At 45.9% G+C, this 18,834-nt stretch carries 17 protein-coding genes; 4 read left to right on the top strand and 13 right to left on the bottom strand.

The window, feature by feature from the left end; translation table 11 throughout:
• Window positions 1–15 precede the first annotated feature (15 nt).
• Complete coding sequence (gene prfC, locus OCV50_RS11415; RefSeq protein ID WP_239841146.1) at window positions 16–1,596, bottom strand: peptide chain release factor 3; 1,581 nt, start codon at window positions 1,594–1,596, stop codon at window positions 16–18.
• Window positions 1,597–1,742: 146 nt separating this feature from the next.
• Window positions 1,743–3,740: a putative bifunctional diguanylate cyclase/phosphodiesterase gene (locus tag OCV50_RS11420; protein ID WP_261903104.1), complete on the bottom strand. Its 1,998-nt coding sequence runs from the start codon at window positions 3,738–3,740 to the stop codon at window positions 1,743–1,745.
• A 210-nt stretch (window positions 3,741–3,950) separates the two neighbouring features.
• Between OCV50_RS11420 and OCV50_RS11425 the strand changes: the two genes are divergently transcribed.
• Complete coding sequence (locus OCV50_RS11425; RefSeq protein WP_261903105.1) at window positions 3,951–4,940, top strand: PstS family phosphate ABC transporter substrate-binding protein; 990 nt, start codon at window positions 3,951–3,953, stop codon at window positions 4,938–4,940.
• 83 nt (window positions 4,941–5,023) lie between these two features.
• Here OCV50_RS11425 and rimI read toward each other — a convergent pair whose 3' ends face one another.
• From rimI to ubiT, 4 genes are all read right to left on the bottom strand, one after another.
• The gene (gene rimI, locus OCV50_RS11430) at window positions 5,024–5,470 is read right to left on the bottom strand and encodes a ribosomal protein S18-alanine N-acetyltransferase (protein ID WP_261903106.1); all 447 of its coding nucleotides are present in this window, start codon (window positions 5,468–5,470) and stop codon (window positions 5,024–5,026) included.
• Window positions 5,463–5,861: a DNA polymerase III subunit psi gene (locus OCV50_RS11435; RefSeq protein WP_261903107.1), complete on the bottom strand. Its 399-nt coding sequence runs from the start codon at window positions 5,859–5,861 to the stop codon at window positions 5,463–5,465. The genes rimI and OCV50_RS11435 overlap by 8 nt, the downstream gene beginning before the upstream one ends.
• A 145-nt stretch (window positions 5,862–6,006) precedes the next feature.
• Complete coding sequence (locus tag OCV50_RS11440) at window positions 6,007–6,510, bottom strand: GNAT family N-acetyltransferase (RefSeq protein WP_261903108.1); 504 nt, start codon at window positions 6,508–6,510, stop codon at window positions 6,007–6,009.
• Window positions 6,494–7,021 (bottom strand): ubiquinone anaerobic biosynthesis accessory factor UbiT, encoded by a 528-nt coding sequence (gene ubiT / locus OCV50_RS11445; protein ID WP_434762024.1) that lies wholly within the window; start codon window positions 7,019–7,021, stop codon window positions 6,494–6,496. Before ubiT ends, OCV50_RS11440 begins: the two co-directional genes overlap by 17 nt.
• Window positions 7,022–7,281: 260 nt before the next feature.
• Between ubiT and OCV50_RS11450 the strand changes: the two genes are divergently transcribed.
• The 3 genes from OCV50_RS11450 to OCV50_RS11460 all read left to right on the top strand — a co-directional run bounded on the left by OCV50_RS11450 (window position 7,282) and on the right by OCV50_RS11460 (window position 11,369).
• Window positions 7,282–9,321 (top strand): bifunctional diguanylate cyclase/phosphodiesterase, encoded by a 2,040-nt coding sequence (locus OCV50_RS11450; RefSeq protein ID WP_239841153.1) that lies wholly within the window; start codon window positions 7,282–7,284, stop codon window positions 9,319–9,321.
• Window positions 9,322–9,459: 138 nt separating this feature from the next.
• On the top strand, window positions 9,460–10,473 hold the full coding sequence (gene ubiU, locus OCV50_RS11455) for a ubiquinone anaerobic biosynthesis protein UbiU (protein ID WP_261903109.1): 1,014 nt from the start codon (window positions 9,460–9,462) through the stop codon (window positions 10,471–10,473).
• Between the two features lie 17 nt (window positions 10,474–10,490).
• Window positions 10,491–11,369 (top strand): U32 family peptidase, encoded by an 879-nt coding sequence (locus tag OCV50_RS11460; protein ID WP_239841155.1) that lies wholly within the window; start codon window positions 10,491–10,493, stop codon window positions 11,367–11,369.
• A gap of 68 nt (window positions 11,370–11,437) precedes the next feature.
• On the opposite strand, the gene OCV50_RS11465 is transcribed toward OCV50_RS11460, so the two are convergent.
• The 7 genes from OCV50_RS11465 to rbfA all read right to left on the bottom strand — a co-directional run bounded on the left by OCV50_RS11465 (window position 11,438) and on the right by rbfA (window position 18,819).
• On the bottom strand, window positions 11,438–12,775 hold the full coding sequence (locus OCV50_RS11465) for an MATE family efflux transporter (protein WP_261903110.1): 1,338 nt from the start codon (window positions 12,773–12,775) through the stop codon (window positions 11,438–11,440).
• Window positions 12,776–12,902: 127 nt separating this feature from the next.
• Window positions 12,903–13,310, bottom strand: coding sequence for a MarR family winged helix-turn-helix transcriptional regulator (locus OCV50_RS11470; protein WP_261903111.1), 408 nt, complete (start codon window positions 13,308–13,310; stop codon window positions 12,903–12,905).
• A 141-nt stretch (window positions 13,311–13,451) separates the two neighbouring features.
• Window positions 13,452–14,372, bottom strand: a complete 921-nt coding sequence (gene nlpI / locus OCV50_RS11475; protein WP_261903112.1) for a lipoprotein NlpI — start codon at window positions 14,370–14,372, stop codon at window positions 13,452–13,454.
• Window positions 14,373–14,494: 122 nt separating this feature from the next.
• Window positions 14,495–16,615 carry a polyribonucleotide nucleotidyltransferase gene (pnp, locus tag OCV50_RS11480; protein WP_239841159.1) on the bottom strand — a complete coding sequence of 707 codons (2,121 nt, stop codon included), beginning with the start codon at window positions 16,613–16,615 and terminating at the stop codon, window positions 14,495–14,497.
• A gap of 363 nt (window positions 16,616–16,978) precedes the next feature.
• Entirely contained in the window at window positions 16,979–17,248 is a 270-nt protein-coding gene (gene rpsO, locus OCV50_RS11485) for a 30S ribosomal protein S15 (RefSeq protein ID WP_032551549.1), read from the bottom strand.
• Window positions 17,249–17,455: 207 nt separating this feature from the next.
• Entirely contained in the window at window positions 17,456–18,409 is a 954-nt protein-coding gene (gene truB, locus OCV50_RS11490; protein ID WP_150869219.1) for a tRNA pseudouridine(55) synthase TruB, read from the bottom strand.
• Window positions 18,409–18,819 carry a 30S ribosome-binding factor RbfA gene (rbfA, locus tag OCV50_RS11495; RefSeq protein WP_032551547.1) on the bottom strand — a complete coding sequence of 137 codons (411 nt, stop codon included), beginning with the start codon at window positions 18,817–18,819 and terminating at the stop codon, window positions 18,409–18,411. The genes truB and rbfA overlap by 1 nt, the downstream gene beginning before the upstream one ends.
• Window positions 18,820–18,834 lie beyond the last annotated feature (15 nt).

The raw sequence follows: 18,834 nt of genomic DNA on the forward strand, positions 1-18,834 counted from the left end.
CCATCATCAATAAGATTAGTGCTCGCGAGTAGCACGGAACTCTACATCAGGGAAACGCTCTGATGCTAGGTTCAAGTTCACCATAGTTGGTGCGATGTACGTTAGGTTATCGCCACCATCCAACGCTAGGTTAGTCTGGTTCTTACGCTTAAACTCTTCGAATTTCTTCGCATCACCACACTCAACCCAACGTGCTGTTGCAACGTTTACGCTCTCGTAGATCGCTTCAACGTTGTATTCCGCTTTTAGTCGAGCCACAACCACATCAAACTGAAGCACACCAACCGCACCTACGATTAGATCGTTGTTCTGTAGTGGACGGAATACTTGTACCGCGCCCTCTTCAGAAAGTTGAACAAGACCTTTAAGTAGTTGCTTCTGTTTTAGTGGATCGCGCAGACGAATACGACGGAACAGTTCTGGCGCAAAGTTAGGGATACCAGAGAACTTCAGAGATTCACCTTGAGTAAAGGTATCACCAATCTGGATTGTACCGTGGTTGTGCAGACCAATGATGTCACCCGCGTACGCTTTCTCAGCACGAGCACGGTCGCCCGCCATAAAGGTTACCGCATCAGAGATACTTACATTCTTACCCGTACGAACATGGTTCATCTTCATACCTTGAGAGTAAGTACCCGATACAATACGCATGAAGGCAATACGGTCACGGTGCTTTGGATCCATGTTTGCTTGGATCTTAAATACGAAACCGGAGAATTTCTCTTCTGTCGCTTCTACATCACGTTCAACCGCTTGGCGAGTCTTAGGCATTGGTGCCCATTCCGTTAGGCCATCTAGCATGTGGTCAACACCAAAGTTGCCCAATGCAGTACCGAAGTAAACCGGTGTTAGTTCACCCGCCAAGAACAGTTCATGGTCGAATTCAGGACATGCGCCCATAACTAGCTCAAGCTCTTCACGCACACTTTCAGCAAGGTCAGCGCCAACAGCAGTATCTAACTCTGGGTTATCGAGTCCTTTGATGATGCGAACTTCTTGGATCTCATGGCCGTGACCAGATTCGTACAAGATCGTCTCATCGCGGTGAATGTGGTAAACACCTTTAAACTCTTTACCACAGCCGATTGGCCAAGAGATTGGCGCACACGCCATACCCAGTTCGCTTTCAACTTCGTCTAGAACTTCCATTGGGTCACGCACATCACGGTCCAATTTGTTCATGAAGGTTACGATTGGTGTATCACGCAGACGGGTTACTTCCATCAGCTTACGTGTACGGTCTTCGACACCTTTTGCAGCATCGATAACCATTAGACATGAGTCTACAGCCGTTAGTGTACGGTAGGTATCTTCCGAGAAGTCTTCGTGTCCCGGAGTATCTAGTAGGTTTACTAGGCAATCATTGTACGGAAACTGCATCACAGACGTGGTTACCGAGATACCACGCTCTTTTTCCATCTCCATCCAGTCAGATTTAGCATGCTGGTTTGAGCCACGGCCCTTTACGGTGCCCGCTTTTTGAATCGCGTTTCCGAATAAAAGAACCTTCTCAGTAATCGTGGTTTTACCCGCATCCGGGTGAGAGATAATCGCAAACGTTCTACGTTTGCTCACTTCTTGTTGGAAAGACATAGTCGCCCTTTGCTGATCTAAAGCGTAAAAAGGGCAAGTTGTTTAGACTTGCCCTTGAATTTTGTGTGCGGATTATACAGAAGTCGCTCGGCTTTCTAAAGCCTGAGCTAGAAAAAGTCAGAGAGTTAGAGTTACTGCGGTTTGCCTTAACCTAAAGTACCAGACATAGGTACAACGTTGGAAACAGGATTCAACTGCAGGTTCTCTATCAACCTTTCAGCCGTTTGAGGTGAAGTAAGATAAAACCCCTGCCCGATTTCACACCCCATCGCCATTAAGTCTCGTTGCTGTTCTAGCGTCTCCACGCCCTCTGCGACTACAGCAACCCCAAGCTCATTACCGATCTGAATCATGCTTTTGAGAAGCACCAGAGAGGTCGAATTGGTGACATAATCCATCACGAAGCTGCGGTCGATTTTAAGGGTATCGAACTCAAAGTCTTTAAGGTAAGAGAGCGACGAGAAGCCCGTACCAAAATCATCGAGTGCGATACGAACGCCAAGCTGATGCAGCTCTTTAAAGATGATTTGTGCGAACTGATCATTCTCTATCATTACGGTTTCGGTGATCTCCACTTCGATTTTATGGCTCGCAACGCCACTGGAGATGATCACGCGCTTCAACGCATCAAAAAACTGTGGATGTTTTAAGCTGCGAGCCGAGATGTTAAGGCTCATCACACCAATATCAATACAGTGAGTCAGCCAGTTTTTGTGTTGCGCCAACGCCTTTTCAGCCACCAGCAGATCTATCTGACGAATTTGACCAGTTGCTTCTGCTACAGGGATAAAATCGTTCGGATACATCAAGCCTTTGATAGGATGATTCCAGCGCACTAGTGCTTCAACCCCTTCTACATCACCCGACTGCAACGCCCATTTCGGTAAGTAATGAATCTCAAACTGCTGCTTATCGATCGCTTGTCTTAAATCTCTCTCCAACTCTTTCTGCGACATCGCAATGTAGTTAAGCTCTTTTGAGTAAAACTGAAAATTGTTCTTCCCTAGTGACTTGGCGTGATACATCGCATCGTCAGCGTAACGAATCAGTGAGTGCTGTGAAGTGCTATCATCAGGGTAAATCGAGATACCAATACTCGCCGTGACTTCTGCCGCTCCATGTTTCAGAGTAAAAGGCTCTCTTAGACGTTTGATCAGCTTAGAGGCTATCTTGTTGGCCACACTGACGGCCATATCCACATCGCGCAAATGCTCTAGAACAATCACAAACTCATCACCGCTAAATCGTGCGGACAAATCTGTTACCCGAATACACTGCGTAATGCGCTGTGCAACCTGCTTCAACAGCTCATCTCCAGCAGCATGACCATAAAGATCGTTGACCTCTTTAAAATGGTCGAGGTCTAGAAACAGCAGTGCGAAAGGCCGCTGAGTTTGTTGAGCATTGAGTATCGACTGCCCTAGCCTATCGAGAAACAGAGTACGATTTGGCAGCTCAGTTAAAGGATCAAAATAGGCTTGCGTGTGCAGTTGCTTGTTCTTGAGTTCGATCGAAGACTTAGCATCAGTGAGGGATTTCAGTAGCAGATCTCTGCTTTGTTCATGTTTAAACTGAACACGAAGCGAGTAAACGCCGATAAAGACAGCAGCAATAATCAGGGTAATGCTGGTTTTGGTGTAGCTTGCAATGCCTGATTCATAACTGGTCTTGATCACGCGTTGAATCTCATCAGCCTGACTAGCAAAGTCGAGATAATATTCGTCAGTCTTTAATCCCAATGACGGCGATTCTAAAACCGATTGCTGATAATGCGCTCCAGCATACTGACGAAACTCTGCCAGAGTTTGGCGCAGAGTCATCAATCGCTCTCGAAGTTCCGGCTCGCTGATCGGCTGATAGCTCCCCATGATACTTTCTCCCCCCTCAAGCAGCGCGCCTACATGCCAGTCGGCTATCTCTAGGTAGTACCAAACCTCTTGGATTGATTGAGTCGTGTCACCAGAAACAATCTCATCAAACCATAAATAAGCAAGGGAACCATTGATCTTTATCTCAGCAGCAGCTTCGGCCAAAGGGGACTTTTTGATCAAGAGATCGGTCGATTGCATCACTAGGACCGTGGTCGATACTACCACCAGCAACGCTAATAAAGAGGTGAATAGGAACTTTCGTTTATTCAGCATTTTGGGGAATAACATAATCAGGACAAAAGGATTGGGAATGATTCGACCTTAATTCATCTATGTTTCAAATTAATGAACAGGTAAATATTTCAGCAACTTATGAAGTTTTGATGAATCTTGTTGGCTACACATTGTATAACCAAGTCCAACACCGTATATTTCGGTGGCTTGATTAAATCTGACAATGCTGGCCGATAGAAGCGTAACACTATGATGGAAAGGTTCTTACACAAAGCAATCACCACTGCTATCTGTTTATCCCTGTGGCCAACGATGACCGTGGCAAAAGATCTCATCAAGATCGAAGGCTCAAGCACGGTTTATCCCATTACTCGTCAGTTTGCCCAGCAGTTTATGACGCAACAGAAAGACGTCGCACAAATCGTAGTGGGTGTCACCGGAACCGGAGGCGGGTTTCGTAAATTTTGCCGCGGAAAAACGGACATCTCTAACGCTTCTCGCCCTATCAAAACGCGAGAAAAAGCGCTGTGCCGAGAAAACGGCATTGAGTTTTTAGAATTGCCTATTGCGCTTGACGCAATCACAATCGTGGTCAGTAAAGACAATAATTGGTTACAACAGCTATCCCTTGAGGAGTTGGCAACCTTGTGGCATCCGTCTTCGGAGAAAACCATTACTCACTGGAATCAGCTCAATTCGAGCTTCCCAGCGGAGCCGATTAAGCTCTATGCTCCAGGCAGCGACTCAGGAACTTACGACTACTTTACTAATGTTGTCCTCAATGGCGACGAGTTGCGTGGTGACCATATCGCCAATGAAGATGATTATCTGTTGGCATCAAAGGTGGCAACCGATCCAAATGCCCTTGCCTTCTTAGGCTTTGCCTATTACCAAAACAATCAAACCCAACTCAAGGCCGTCTCTATATCCAGAAAAGACCAGCAAGCGATTGCACCGAGTATCAAGAGTGTCACCAGTGGTCAATACAATTCACTTTCTCGACCACTGTTTATCTATGTTAACAAGGCTGCCGTCAATCGATACTCAGTAAACCAGTTCGTCGAACACTACTTGAATCAAAAACACCTCTCGTATGTGGTAAGCACAGCAGGCTACATCCCACTATCACCGAACATGCAAAACGCCGCCCAATCAATCTTTGAAACGCAGACCATTGGTTCAGTGTTCAACAGTAAAGAGCTGAGCACCAATTTCGAACGCTTCATGGAGCGCAATTAACCCCTTTCGGGTGCCAGTACAAGTTCCTGATAACAAAAAAGCCCAACCTAAGTTGAGCTTCATCGATATTATCGGGTAGAAGATTAAAAGAAGATGTAACTCATGATAATGGCGTCTTCTTTGCCTGTTGCCGTTGGGTAATAGTTACGACGGCGGTCAACCTCGTTAAACCCAACCCACTCATACAGACCAAATGCGTTGCCATTACTTTCGCGAACTTCGAGCCATGCGCTTTCTGCCTTCGCTTGCTCGCACACCAACAAGAAATGCTCAATCAAAGCCTTACCATATCCCTTACCTTGATGATGAGGGGCAACAGCAATGTTCAGTAATGTTACTTCGCCAACAATGTTTTGCGCATAGAAGTACCCGACAACCTCGTCATCGACTAGCATCACATGATGGCAGCCACCTCGACTGTCGAGATCGCGAATCATGTTTTGTGACCAAGGGTGAGTATGAGCGTGTTGCTCAATCTGCCAGACCGCATCAAGGTGCGACTCTGACATGCTAATAAATTGATTATTCATAAGAACAAATTTGCTGCCACAAAGCACGGCGTTGCTGATTATTGCCATCAATGTGAGAGAGTAAAGGGGATTGTAATACCTTAGCTGTGGTATCGGTATTGGATTCACATCCTGCGAACCACACCCACTGCAATGAACTCAAATCAAAATGACTAAGCTCATTGGGATGTACATATTGCGCTTGTGACAACTCTAGCTTGATGCTTTTTAGCACACGCTCAAACATCTCGGCCAATGCACCTTGAGGCTTTTCCGGTGAGACTAATAACAACTGACATGTTTCAGGCAGTTTAACGAGCTCGCTCTGATAGCCAGCCAGACGATCAGGGTGGCTCAGTTCCCACTGAGTAATTCCCATTTCCTGTAAATACTGCGCATGAATCTGTGACATGTCTGTGCCTTTGTGACTAAGCTCAAGGTTGAATCGAGCTGATACTAACAAAAAATAAAGGAGCATCAAGCTCCTTTATCTCTCTGGTTACGATTCTTCTATCAATGCTATCAATACCGACTGAGTAGAAGATAACACCGCTTACCTACAGTTCATTGAACTCAGGGCTGTACTCGATAGTACCACTGTGTCCAGCAAACGCGCCTTCCACCAGCTCAATCGCTTGAAATGCCCCTTCTGGTACATCCCAACGACATTGAAAACCAAACTCACTCGCCGCCTTAAAGCCGACCTTGCTGTAAAAGCTTGGGTCGCCTAAAACCACACACGCCGGATAACCAAAATCGCGCAATGACGAGAAGGCCTCTTCCATCAGTGATTGAGCAATGCCTTGCCCACGAAAATCTTCGCGCACAGACAATGGCGCTAAGCCTTGCCAATTATAGTCTTCACCTTTGAGCGTGAGCGGGCTAAACATAACATGCCCGACAACTTCGCCCTCATCAGAGCACGCCACTAACGACAGGGTTAGATGGCTGTTTTCACGCAGGCTCATCACTAGGTTCGCTTCTGCTTCTGTCTCAAAAACAGATTTCAGCAAGCTATCAATTGCAAGTATGTCTGCGGGTGCCTCAGTTCGAATAAGCATTCATTACCTCATTTTGTGTCTGAGGCGATTGTACCCCCTTCTGCACAAAATCAGCTAATTGATTCAATAACATTTTCATTGGAGCCGGAAGTAGGTCTAAATCTACGCTGTCCATCAGGTTCTTAACCTCTAAACCAAGCTCCGTATCCCCTTCAATTGAAAGGCGACGCTGGAAGAACAGAGTATCCGGGTCTTCTTTGCGCCCAGCGATCAAAACAAGGTCATTAAGGTTACCGCTAAAGCTCACATCTTCAGCCATTTCTTTATCGGCAACAATCAGTTGCTCGTTTTGATAGCTGATACACCAACTCAAGCCCATATCTTTAATCGAGACTTTTAACCACTTATCTTCAAGAAACTCGAAATCACCATCTTCCAGAGCTTCCTTGAAAACATTTTTAAGTGCTTCTAATAAGGCTTTTTTTTGTACTGTTTTTGGCAATAACTGGACTGGAGATCGCAAAATTGATGCGGCGTTTTGAACTAGTTGAGTGCGAATCTTGTTTATCACGTGACTTATCCGTAACTTTATCAATAATATGGCACTCATCATAAGTGATGTTAAAGGCTTAATTCCTGTTGTGTATCAAATTAATTTCGGTTTGATGCTTGTACTTTAATATCCCCAAAATCGCGGTTATAGTAACTCTGGTAATCACAACAGTCGCAGAATCGCTGCTATGCTAGGTAAATAGCTAAAATTACATAATTTAGTAATAAACATTCATCTATAATGAATACTCAAGCTCTTGGAGAATTGGTAGTACTTTGATGCCTCCCCAGCAATTACAACATTGGTTTTCACAGCTCACAGCAAATAGCCCATTCTTCTTTGCTGTTCTTGATGCTCAGCATAACTATTTTATAGTTAATGAGCGCTACTGTGATATTGCGGGGTTAAACCAATCAGAGTTAACAGGAATGAACGACCGCCAAACCCTTGGTGAACAGTTCTATCAGCACCTGAAACCATACTATGAGCGCGCCTTTAAAGGTGAATCCATTGAGGCGGAGATCACGCTTAACGAAACCGACCTCGATACCAGCCTTCACTTCAGCCTAGCACCACTGTCTAACGGAAAAGACACCGACTACATTGTCTTTCACGCCTTCGACACCTCCGAAAATCAAGTTCTTGTCCGCTCTCTCGAAGAGTCTGAGGCCAAGTTCCATAAGCTGACCCATCTATTACCTGATGGCCTGCTTCTTGTCGAAGATGATTACATACTCTCTTCTAACCCTGCAGCCGCTCGCCTGCTCGGCTTTAACTCTCCTTCAGAGTTGCTTGGGGAAGAACTAGGACGCCTATTCATTGATGAGCAAACCAAAACAGTCTTCAGCAATAAGCTCAGCTCTATTGTTTCTGAGTCTGGTTTGGTGTGCTTAACTGGCGCACGCTGTGGGTTTGAACGCAAAGTTCAGTTGCATATTGATTCAACCGCACTGTTGGGTAGTACGACCCAATTAGTCCTGATTCAAGACGCGCAAGAAGCGCCCAAAACCCTCACCACCAATGTTAATGAAGATGCCTACATTGACGACCTGACTAAGCTGTATAACCGTGTTGGATTTACCAAGCGTTTAGAGCAGTTTATTCATAACGAAACACCCGTGGTGATGCTGTACCTAGACATTGATAACTTCAAAAATATCAATGATTCATTAGGTCATCACATCGGTGATAAGGTGATCAAAGAGGTCGCGTCTCGTCTTAAGCGTCTGCTACCAAGACGTGCAGTGGTGGGTCATTTAGGTGGCGATGAGTTCGGTATCATCCTGCCTGAACCAGAACATAAAAAGACCGTTGAAGCGCTATCTGAAAAGATCATTGCTCTGATCAATCAACCATTCGACCTTCACCACTTCAGCAAGCGCTTGGCTTGCTCTATTGGTAGTGTCAGCTTCCCTCAAGACGGTGTCGATGCGCGTATCTTGTTGCAAAATGCCGATACTGCGATGTATGAAGCCAAAGACCGAGGCCGCAACCGCCTGATTAAGTTCAATGAGCAGATGAACAAAGAGGCTCGTATGCGCCTTTGGCTCGAAATCGAACTTCAGAAAGCACTGCAGCAGAATGGCTTAGAGGTTTGGTATCAACCTAAGGTTAACGCCCGTGATTTCACCATCAATGGTGCGGAAGCCTTGGTGCGCTGGAAACATCCGGTCGAAGGCTACATCAGCCCTGCGGCCTTTATTCCTGTTGCTGAACGAGCTGGCTTGATTGAACAATTAGGCCGAGTAGTCATGCGTGAGGTATTTGCAACGGTTAAACGTTGGAAGAGCCAAGGGATCTTGCCTGGACGTGTGGCGATCAACCTCTCCCCTGAGCAGTTTGGTAACCCTAAACTCATCGATTACATGGAGAAGCTGTTGCGCACTACAGAGCTAGACCCGAGTGCCATCACCTTTGAGTTGACCGAAAGTGCCGTAATGAGTGACAGCGAACATACACTTCAGATGCTTAACGCCATTAAGAAGCTTGGTTTTGCCCTATCGATTGATGATTTCGGTACCGGTTACTCTTCACTTTCGTACTTAGCTCGTTTCCCTATCGACGAGTTGAAGATAGACCGCGCGTTTATCACTGACATCGATACCCTGCCAAAACAAGTCACGGTGATCGAGAACATCATCAATCTTGGTAAGTCTCTTAACCTAACGGTGGTTGCTGAGGGTGTTGAAACCAGCGAGCAAGCGACACTGCTATCAAATCTCAACTGCAGCTCAATTCAGGGCTTTCACTTCTACCGACCTCAGCCAAAACAGGAAGTTGAAGAGCTGTTTGCTCAGAACCGCCGCCACAAAAACTAGTCCGTCATTTTTAGGTTTTGCTCTACCTCAAATGGAGTAAAAGCGGATTTATCCGACTAAACCTGCCTTACATCAATTCTGACGTTCACATTTCTTCATAAAATGCTCGCTTCAAATTTATCTACTGGTAGTGAGCAAATGGAACTCTTATGCCCAGCAGGAAACTTACCTGCTTTGAAAACAGCCATTGACTGTGGTGCGGATGCTGTCTACATCGGATTCAAAGACGACACCAATGCACGCCACTTTGCTGGCTTGAACTTCTCTGGCAAAAAGCTAGATCGTGCCGTTGAATACGTCCATGATCGCAACAAAAAAATTCATATCGCACTCAACACATTCGCTCACCCCAATGGTTTCCAACGCTGGACCAATGCTGTCGATCAAGCGGCTGCATTAGGTGTTGATGCACTGATCGTTGCAGATATCGCCGTTCTTGAATACGCAGCAAACAAATACCCGCATATGGAGCTGCACCTATCAGTTCAAGCTTCTGCGACCAACGCTGCGGCGATTGACTTCTACCACAAAAATTTCAACGTGAAGCGTGTGGTGCTGCCACGCGTGCTGTCGATTCACCAAGTGAAACAGCTATCTCGCAATATCTCTTCCGATGTGGATCTCGAGGTATTCGCATTCGGTAGCCTGTGCATTATGGCAGAAGGTCGTTGCTACCTCTCTTCTTACATGACGGGTGAATCGCCAAATACTGTCGGTGCTTGCTCGCCAGCGAAATATGTACGCTGGCAAGAGACCGAGACAGGTCTAGAATCTCGCCTCAATGAAATTTTGATCGACAAGTACGCACAAGGTGAGAATGCTGGCTACCCTACACTGTGTAAGGGGCGTTTCGAGGCTGAAATCGAGGGCGAACGTAAGCGCTATCATGCCCTAGAAGAGCCAACTAGCTTAAATACCTTATCTATGCTGCCAGAACTGTTTGCCGCGAACGTAGCATCGGTGAAAATCGAAGGCCGTCAACGCAGCCCTGCTTACGTGGAACAAGTGACTCGTACATGGCGTGCAGCCATTGATCGTTACCAAGCGAATCCAGAGGCTTACCAAGTTGAAGCCGCTTGGAATGCTGCTCTAGCGAATGTATCTGAAGGTACACAAACAACGCTAGGTGCTTACCACCGTAAATGGCAATAGGATTGATGGAGAATACGATGAAATATGCATTAGGCCCACTACTCTATTTTTGGCCAAAACAAGACGTGGAGAGCTTCTACGAGCAAGCTAAGACAAGCTCTGCTGATATCATCTACCTAGGTGAAGCGGTCTGCTCAAAGCGCCGTGAGATGAAAGCAAAACACTGGCTAGATATCGCCAAAGAGCTTTCAGCTTCAGGTAAGCAAGTCGTACTATCGACTATGGCGCTATTGGAAGCACCAAGTGAAGTGAACATCATGAAAAAGTACGTCGACAATGGCGACTTTGCGATTGAAGCAAATGATGTATCTGCAATTCAACTCGCGAGTGAAAGTAAGGTGCCATTTGTTGTTGGCCCAGCAGTCAACACCTATAACGCACACACTCTCAACCTATTCCTCAAGCAAGGTATGACACGTTGGTGTATGCCTGTTGAGTTGTCTCGCGAATGGCTATCTAATGTCATGACTCAGTGTGAAGAGCTCAACATTCGTAACAAGTTTGAAGTCGAAGTGTTCAGCCACGGTTACCTACCTTTAGCGTACTCAGCGCGCTGCTTTACGGCTCGAGCAGAGAACAAAGCAAAAGACGACTGCGAGACATGCTGTATCAAGTACCCAACCGGTCTTCAAGTAGAGAGCCAAGAAGGGCAATCCGTCTTCAACCTAAACGGTATTCAAACTCAGTCGGGTTACTGTTACAACCTAATCAATGACCTGCCGAATATGCATGATCTGGTTGATGTGGTTCGTCTAAGTCCGTTGGGCGTTGATACCTTCTCTGAGCTCAATAACTTTAAAGCTAACGAAAGGGGTGAAAACCCAATTCAGATTGCAGACCGTCAATGTAACGGTTACTGGCACCAGTTAGCAGGCTTAGACGTAAAGAACATCTAAGCACTACCTTCAAAATGAAAAAGGTCTAGCAGTCGCTAGACCTTTTGTTTATTTAGGGCTGTAACTCGCTATGCGGTTGCTGTCTGCAACTCCGACGCGTTGAGCTTCTTTACATCTTTCACCAGCATCATAATCACCACTACACTTAGTGCGATGTTCGATAGTGGATAAGCAATCCAGATTCCAGGCACACCAAACAATTTCGGCATAATGTACAAGAACGGAAGCTGAATCAGCATATTACCGACCGTTACAAACATTGCTTTGCTGCCTTTGTTCACCGCTTGATAGTAAGCACCTGCAACCACTAAGAAGCCATCCAGAGCCAAGGCGAACATGTGCAGTCTGATACCCAATACCGTGTATTCCACTAGCTGTGGGTCTTCAGAGTTAAACACCGAGACAAACTCTCTCGGGAAAATGTTCAAGAGAACAATAAAGACCATACCCACAGAGACTGAGCTTACCATCGCTATTTTAAGCAACTGACGAATATTATCGTGACGCTTTGCCCCATGGTTGTAGCTAACCAATGGCTGCATACCATTAGCGATACCCTCTGCCGTGAGATAGTAAACCGTGACGATATAGCCAAGAATAGCATACGCACCAATCATCAATTGATTGCCATATTGGGCAAACAGTGCGTTGTGTAGCGCCACCATCATCGAGCCATAGGCGTACATAAAAAAGCTCGAGGTACCAATAGCAAAGATCTGTGGAATCACATCAAGTTTAAGTCTCAACTCACTCCAACGCAGACGCAGGTTCGCTCTGCGCGAGAAGAAGTAAGCTAAACCTAGACCTGTTACGACTAGCTGTGCGATTGCCGTTGCTAAAGCCGCACCTGTCAGTTCCCAGTTCAGCCATGCAATGAATAGATAGTCGAGAACGATGTTAATCACCGCACCAACTACCATCAAAATAGTCGCAAGGTTTGGGCTATCATCATTGCGCAGCAAGAATGGCATGGCTATCGAGCCCAAGGTAAAGACACTACCCACAATCAAGATCTGTAGATATTGCAAACCAAGATCAAACACGCGCCCCTCTGCTCCCTGCCAACGCAAGAAATCATCAGCAAAGAAGAAAAGCACACCAGCGACTAGTGGCGTTAATGCGAGTAATAGAGTGAGACCAGTGGCGAGGATCTGTTTCGCCCCTTGAGTATCTTTCTCACCTTGGCGAATCGATACTAACGCCCCGGTACCCACACCAACAAGCATGCCTAGACCAAGGATTGAACCGATCACCGGCCAAGCTACGTTGATACCAGCAAGGCCATCGGCCCCGACAAAACGTCCAATGAAAATACCATCGACCACTTGGTATAAGCCATTGACCAGCATCGCAGCCACGGTTGGAATTGTATAGCGCCAAAATTGACGACTGATTGACTGACTCATCTTCTACTCTTACTTTCTGCTGTTATCTCACTACGATTAAGTGAGTGATGATGTTTCTGTTGTCCTTGAAACCTGCGCTCATCCTGCCTACCACTTAGTTAATCACGCTAACTAAATGTTCAAATTTTTACTTTAGAGCTTTATTCAACAATAGGTTCAATTGCTCTATCTCTTGCTCAGTTAACTGGTTCTCTAATGTCTTTGCCATGACCTGATAGATCTTGCTCTCTTCCTCTAAGCCCGTCTCAGCTTTCGCTGTCAACACAACCAATTTAGAGCGTGCATCTTCAGGGCTCGGACGTCGCTCGACTAACCCTTTTCGCTCTAAGCGCTGAACCATAGTGGTTGCCGAAGGTTTAGTTACTTGCATCTCTTCAGCGAGATCTGTTAATCGAATGGGCTCTTTGGCTGCCTCTATGACCTTAAGGTAGTCATACTCATTAAAACTAAGCTGACCAATAGGATCCTCTTTCGACTGCGTTCGCCATATTTTCGACGCAAATCGTTCGATCTTTTCTAGGTTCTCATTCAACACAATTCTTCAAACAACCCACATTTAATTAGCAAGGCTAACTATTTTAATCTGAGTTGTTTAAATTGCAATCAGAAAAAGTGTGCCACATAAAAAAAGCCGCTCATCAGAGCGGCTTGATTGTGATCTATTTTGAGGACTGATTTAGTTCTCTTCAGCTTTGGCTTGCTCTAGCTTAGCTTGAGCAAGTCGCTCTTCCTTAAGGTCCATAAAGATTCGACCAAGTTCAAGGAAAGAGTAACGGTGCTCAACATACTCATAAACATTGAACGAGACGGCGAGCTTATAAAGCGAGATCGCATTCGCGTAGTCACCGCGTAGATGATAACGCTTGCCTAAGTAGAAGTAGGTCTCCGTTAAGCGCTGTGCCAACAAGGTGTTATCACGCGTGCCACTCAAGATCGCTTTGAATGCCTGCTCTTCTGAAATCTCGTCGAGCATAATCGCAACCAGTACCCAACCCCACTGCTCATCACGGTCTTGGTAGCGTGATTGCAGATCTTTTAGCGCCTGTTCTGGTGTTAGCTCACTCTGAATGATGTAAAGCCATAAAGCACGGAACGGATCATTTGGGTCATCGTTATAGTGCTTAAGCATCTCTTCACTCGACAGCTCGTAGCGCTCGCCATAGTAAAGCGCAATAGCACGGTTACGCTCTGCGTATGAGTTGCTTGGATCAAGCTCAAGTGTTGAATCGAAAGACTCATAAGCGGCATCAAATTCACCCACTTGGGTAAAGTAGACACCTAATAGGTTAAAGATGTCTGGTTGTGCTGGATTCAAAGACAAAGACTGATTGAAATCGAGTCGAGCAAGATCGCGCAAACCAACACTGTCGTAATAGTTACCACGTTCAAAAAGCATCTTAGCGCGAACATCATCACCAAGGTCAGGTCTTTGTAACAACTGAGATAAACGAGCTATCTGAACTTCTTGCTGCACACTCGGCTGCAATGGAACAGCCATTGGAGGATAGACCCAGCGCGGAGCTGAAGTGTCCATTGTCGATGCACAACCTGTTAAAACAAGCAGCAGAGACAGACTCGCGGTTTGAAACCATTTCACAAATACTTACTCCTGTTATGACCGCAATAAAAAAGGGAGCGATATGCTCCCTTTATAACATGCTTTGTTAATGATGGGTTAGAAATCACTAAAAAGCGATAGTTCCATCATTTTACTGAGAATTACTCAGCAGCAGGTGCTTCGCCTTCAGCTGGCGTTTCAACTGCTTCTTTCATGCTTAGACGTACACGGCCTTGACGGTCGATTTCAAGAACCTTAACAGGTACTTCTTGACCTTCAGTTAGGTAGTCAGACACTTTCTCAACGCGCTTGTCAGCAATTTGAGAGATGTGTACTAGACCATCTTTACCTGGAAGGATAGTAACGAATGCACCGAAGTCTGCTAGACGCGCAACTTTACCTTGGTAGATGCGGCCAACTTCAACTTCTGCAGTGATCTCTTCGATACGACGGATAGCTTCTTTAGCAGCAGCACCTTCAGTCGCAGCGATCTTGATTGTACCGTCGTCGTCGATTTCGATAGTTGTACCAGTCTCTTCAGTTAGAGCACGGATAACTGCACCACCTTTACCGATAACGTCTTTGATCTTCTCTGCGCTGATCTTCATTGTGTGAATACGCGGAGCGAACTCAGAGATATCTTCACGAGCACCAGAGATAGCTTCATCCATTACAGATAGGATGTGCTTACGTGCACCTTGCGCTTGGTTAAGAGCAATTTGCATGATCTCTTTAGTGATACCTTCGATCTTGATGTCCATTTGAAGTGCAGTGATACCAGTGTTAGTACCTGCTACTTTAAAGTCCATGTCGCCTAGGTGGTCTTCGTCACCAAGGATGTCAGAAAGAACAACAAAGTCGTCGCCTTCTTTAACAAGACCCATTGCGATACCCGCAACAGAAGACTTGATTGGAACACCAGCATCCATAAGAGCTAGAGACGTACCACATACAGAAGCCATTGAAGAAGAACCGTTAGATTCTGTGATTTCTGATACTACACGTACTGTGTATGGGAACTCGTCTACAGATGGCATTACTGCTGCAATACCACGCTTAGCTAGTTTACCGTGGCCGATTTCACGACGCTTAGGAGAACCTACAAAACCAGTTTCGCCTACACAGTATGGAGGGAAGTTGTAGTGCAGTAGGAAGTGATCTTTACGCTCACCAGTTAGCTCGTCGATGATTTGAGCATCACGTTGTGTGCCAAGAGTAGCAGTAACGATAGCTTGAGTTTCACCACGAGTGAATAGTGAAGAACCGTGAGTACGTGGAAGAACACCAGTGCGTACGTCTAGCGCACGAACCATGTCTTTTTCACGACCGTCGATACGTGGGTTACCAGCGATGATGCTGCGACGTACAACTGTTTTCTCTAGATCGTGGAAGATAGAGTGAGCTTCTTTTAGGTTCACTTCTTCGTTTTCAGAAACTAGCACTTCGTTAACTTCTGCTGCGATCTCATGGATGCGGTCGTAGCGAGTCATCTTTTCAGTGATTTGGTAAGCTTCAACCAGTTTAGCTTCTGCTAGTTCAGCGATACGAGTCGTTAGAGCCGTGTTCTCTTCTGGAGCAACCCAATCCCATGCAGGTGTTGCAACTTCAGCTGCAAATTCGTTGATCGCGTTGATCACAACTTGCTGTTGTTCGTGACCGAATACAACGGCTGATAGCATCTCTTCTTCTGTTAGGTTGTCTGCTTCAGACTCAACCATAAGAACAGCGCCTTCAGTACCAGAAACAACAAGGTCAAGCTTAGATGTTTCTAGCTCAGTGTTGCTTGGGTTCAGTACTAGTTGACCATCGATGTGACCAACACGTGCTGCACCGATTGGACCGTTGAACGGAATACCAGAGATAGCAAGTGCTGCAGAAGTACCGATCATTGTTACCATGTCAGGCTGAACGTCTGGGTTTACAGACATTACTGTAGCGATAACTTGAACTTCGTTTTTGAATGCGTCTGGGAAAAGCGGACGGATTGGACGGTCGATAAGACGAGCCGTTAGTGTTTCGCCTTCAGAAGGACGACCTTCACGCTTGAAGAAGCCACCAGGGATTTTACCTGCAGCGTATGTACGCTCTTGGTAGTTAACTGTTAGTGGGAAGAAGTCTTGACCTTCAACCGCTTCTTTTTTACCTACAACAGAAACGAATACAGACGTATCGTCCATTGTTACCATTACTGCAGCAGTAGCTTGACGTGCAATAACACCTGTTTCTAGAGTTACGGTGTGGTTACCGTACTGAAACGTTTTTACAACTGGTTTCTCAAACATTGTATTTCCTTCATCTAAAGATTGCTCTCTAGAATAAGTGAATGGGTACTCCGCAATGACTAATCGCGACTAGTAAAAAAAGACGAAAAAGAACCACGTTCTACGCTCATCTGTTTTTAATAGTCGCGACCTATTGGCCGACATCTGTGACTGTCATTGTTGAGTAAAATGAAGTGCCAGAGTTTCATAGAATTACTGGCGTGCAAGAGTATAAACTATTTTTCTGACAAGAGACATTTTCAGAGCCAAAAAACGAGTTTACAGCACACATAACGGGCACTTTTCTCTGCATAGTGACGATATTTTAGATATAAAAAAAGCCTCAGCAATTGCTGAGGCTCTTTCATCAAATTCGAGATTTGATTAGCGACGTAGACCTAGACGCTTGATAAGCTCTTGGTAACGACCAAGATCTTTACCTTTTAGGTAGTCTAGAAGCTTACGACGGCTAGAAACCATACGTAGAAGACCACGACGGCTGTGGTGATCGCCTTTGTGAGCTTTGAAGTGACCTTGTAGGTGGTTGATAGAAGCAGTAAGTAGAGCTACTTGTACTTCTGGTGAACCTGTGTCGCCTTCAGAGCGCGCGTATTCTGCAACGATTGCTGCTTTAGTTTCTGCATTCAGAGACATAATTCTCTCCTGATAAGAGTAGTTTGATATTTGTAGCAGCCAATCTCTGATTCAGCCGCTACGCGAGCCGTGGATTATAGGGAAGTTTGCCTAGTGGTGCAATAACAATCTATCGCGATCTCACTGAACAAAAAACAAAAAAGCAGAAGTCCTATGTTGGGCTCCTGCTTTTCATGTCATATCAGCAAAGATTGCCTTCAATGTTGATTATGCTTGAGGCTCTTCTTCGCGGAAAACCACCAAGCGTTTCGGTGCAACGCGACCATCATTATCGATCTGAGCAACACCCACAAACAGCTTCTCTTCACCGCTTGTCATACGCACTGTACCCTCTGCTGGCGCACCAGCAACTTGTACAGGCATACCGTGCTGAACTAAATCAGTCAGTTCTGCATTCAGGTTTACTTCTGGCAGGTCTTCTACCGCTGTGTCCATTGGCATCAGCAGTGGATCAAGCAGCTCTTTCGGCGCAATGTCTTGCTGTTGAGCTTGCTCTAGGATCTCGTTCAGTTGCTCTAGCGTTACCATGCGTTCGTATGGGTACTTTGCAACGCCCGTACGACGCAGCATCGTCACGTGCGCACCACAACCTAGCATTTCTCCCAGATCGTCAGTGATGGTTCGGATGTAAGTGCCTTTTGAACAGTGCACTTCCATCTCCACTTCATCACCCTCAAAGCGCAGAAGATCGATCGAGTAAACCGTGATCTTACGAGATTCACGCGGTACTTCGATACCAGCACGCGCGTATTCATACAAAGGCTTACCTTGGTATTTTAACGCCGAGAACATTGATGGAACTTGGTCAGTTTCACCTTTGAAGCTTTCAATGCAGCGCTCAAGCTGTTCACGAGTCACATTCACTTCGCGCGTTTCAACCACTTCACCATCAGAGTCCGAAGTGTTGGTACGCTCACCGAGCTTCGCGATCACAACGTAGCGCTTGTCAGAATCTAATAGAAACTGAGAAAACTTGGTTGCTTCACCCAAACAGATTGGCAGCATGCCTGTCGCAAGAGGATCCAAAGCACCGGTGTGCCCTGCTTTCTCTGCAAAGTAAATACGCTTTACTTTTTGCAGTGCGTCATTCGATGAGATGCCAGTCGGCTTATCTAATAAAATAACCCCGTTAATCGGGCGACCTTTACGACGGCGAGCCATTACTCTTCACCTTCCGATGTTGACTCATCACGGCCAGCAGCTTGCTGCTTACGCTTGTCTTCGCTGACCACTTCAGACACTAGGTTAGACATACGCATACCTTCAACCAAAGTGTTGTCGTAAGTGAAACGAATTTCTGGAGTTAGACGTAGGCGGATACGCTTACCTAACATCATGCGTAGTTGAGGTTCGTGCTCTTTCAGTGCCGCTAGGCTCGACTCAGGTGTTTGCTCACCAACGCATAGGAAAGTAACGAATACTTTTGCGTAAGCAAGGTCACGAGAAACCTCTACATCAGAGATGGTTACCATACCAATACGTGAGTCACGAACTTCACGTTGCAGCATGATTGCTAGCTCTTTTTGTAGTTGCTGAGACACGCGCTGCGTGCGGCTAAATTCTTTTGACATTTTCTTTTCTCACTT

Source organism: Vibrio fortis (assembly GCF_024347475.1).
GTDB lineage: Bacteria > Pseudomonadota > Gammaproteobacteria > Enterobacterales > Vibrionaceae > Vibrio > Vibrio fortis.

What these genes read in the sequence shown, in the direction of transcription:
- rpsO (WP_032551549.1), bottom strand. Translation starts at nt 17,248, where the DNA reads ATGTCTCTGAATGCAGAAACTAAAGCAGCAATCGTTGCAGAATACGCG.
- prfC (WP_239841146.1), bottom strand. Translation starts at nt 1,596, where the DNA reads ATGTCTTTCCAACAAGAAGTGAGCAAACGTAGAACGTTTGCGATTATC.
- OCV50_RS11450 (WP_239841153.1), top strand. Translation starts at nt 7,282, where the DNA reads ATGCCTCCCCAGCAATTACAACATTGGTTTTCACAGCTCACAGCAAAT.
- truB (WP_150869219.1), bottom strand. Translation starts at nt 18,409, where the DNA reads ATGGCTCGCCGTCGTAAAGGTCGCCCGATTAACGGGGTTATTTTATTA.
- pnp (WP_239841159.1), bottom strand. Translation starts at nt 16,615, where the DNA reads ATGTTTGAGAAACCAGTTGTAAAAACGTTTCAGTACGGTAACCACACC.
- OCV50_RS11440 (WP_261903108.1), bottom strand. Translation starts at nt 6,510, where the DNA reads ATGCTTATTCGAACTGAGGCACCCGCAGACATACTTGCAATTGATAGC.
- OCV50_RS11465 (WP_261903110.1), bottom strand. Translation starts at nt 12,775, where the DNA reads ATGAGTCAGTCAATCAGTCGTCAATTTTGGCGCTATACAATTCCAACC.
- OCV50_RS11435 (WP_261903107.1), bottom strand. Translation starts at nt 5,861, where the DNA reads ATGTCACAGATTCATGCGCAGTATTTACAGGAAATGGGAATTACTCAG.
- ubiU (WP_261903109.1), top strand. Translation starts at nt 9,460, where the DNA reads ATGGAACTCTTATGCCCAGCAGGAAACTTACCTGCTTTGAAAACAGCC.
- OCV50_RS11420 (WP_261903104.1), bottom strand. Translation starts at nt 3,740, where the DNA reads ATGCTGAATAAACGAAAGTTCCTATTCACCTCTTTATTAGCGTTGCTG.
- OCV50_RS11425 (WP_261903105.1), top strand. Translation starts at nt 3,951, where the DNA reads ATGATGGAAAGGTTCTTACACAAAGCAATCACCACTGCTATCTGTTTA.
- OCV50_RS11460 (WP_239841155.1), top strand. Translation starts at nt 10,491, where the DNA reads ATGAAATATGCATTAGGCCCACTACTCTATTTTTGGCCAAAACAAGAC.
- rbfA (WP_032551547.1), bottom strand. Translation starts at nt 18,819, where the DNA reads ATGTCAAAAGAATTTAGCCGCACGCAGCGCGTGTCTCAGCAACTACAA.
- rimI (WP_261903106.1), bottom strand. Translation starts at nt 5,470, where the DNA reads ATGAATAATCAATTTATTAGCATGTCAGAGTCGCACCTTGATGCGGTC.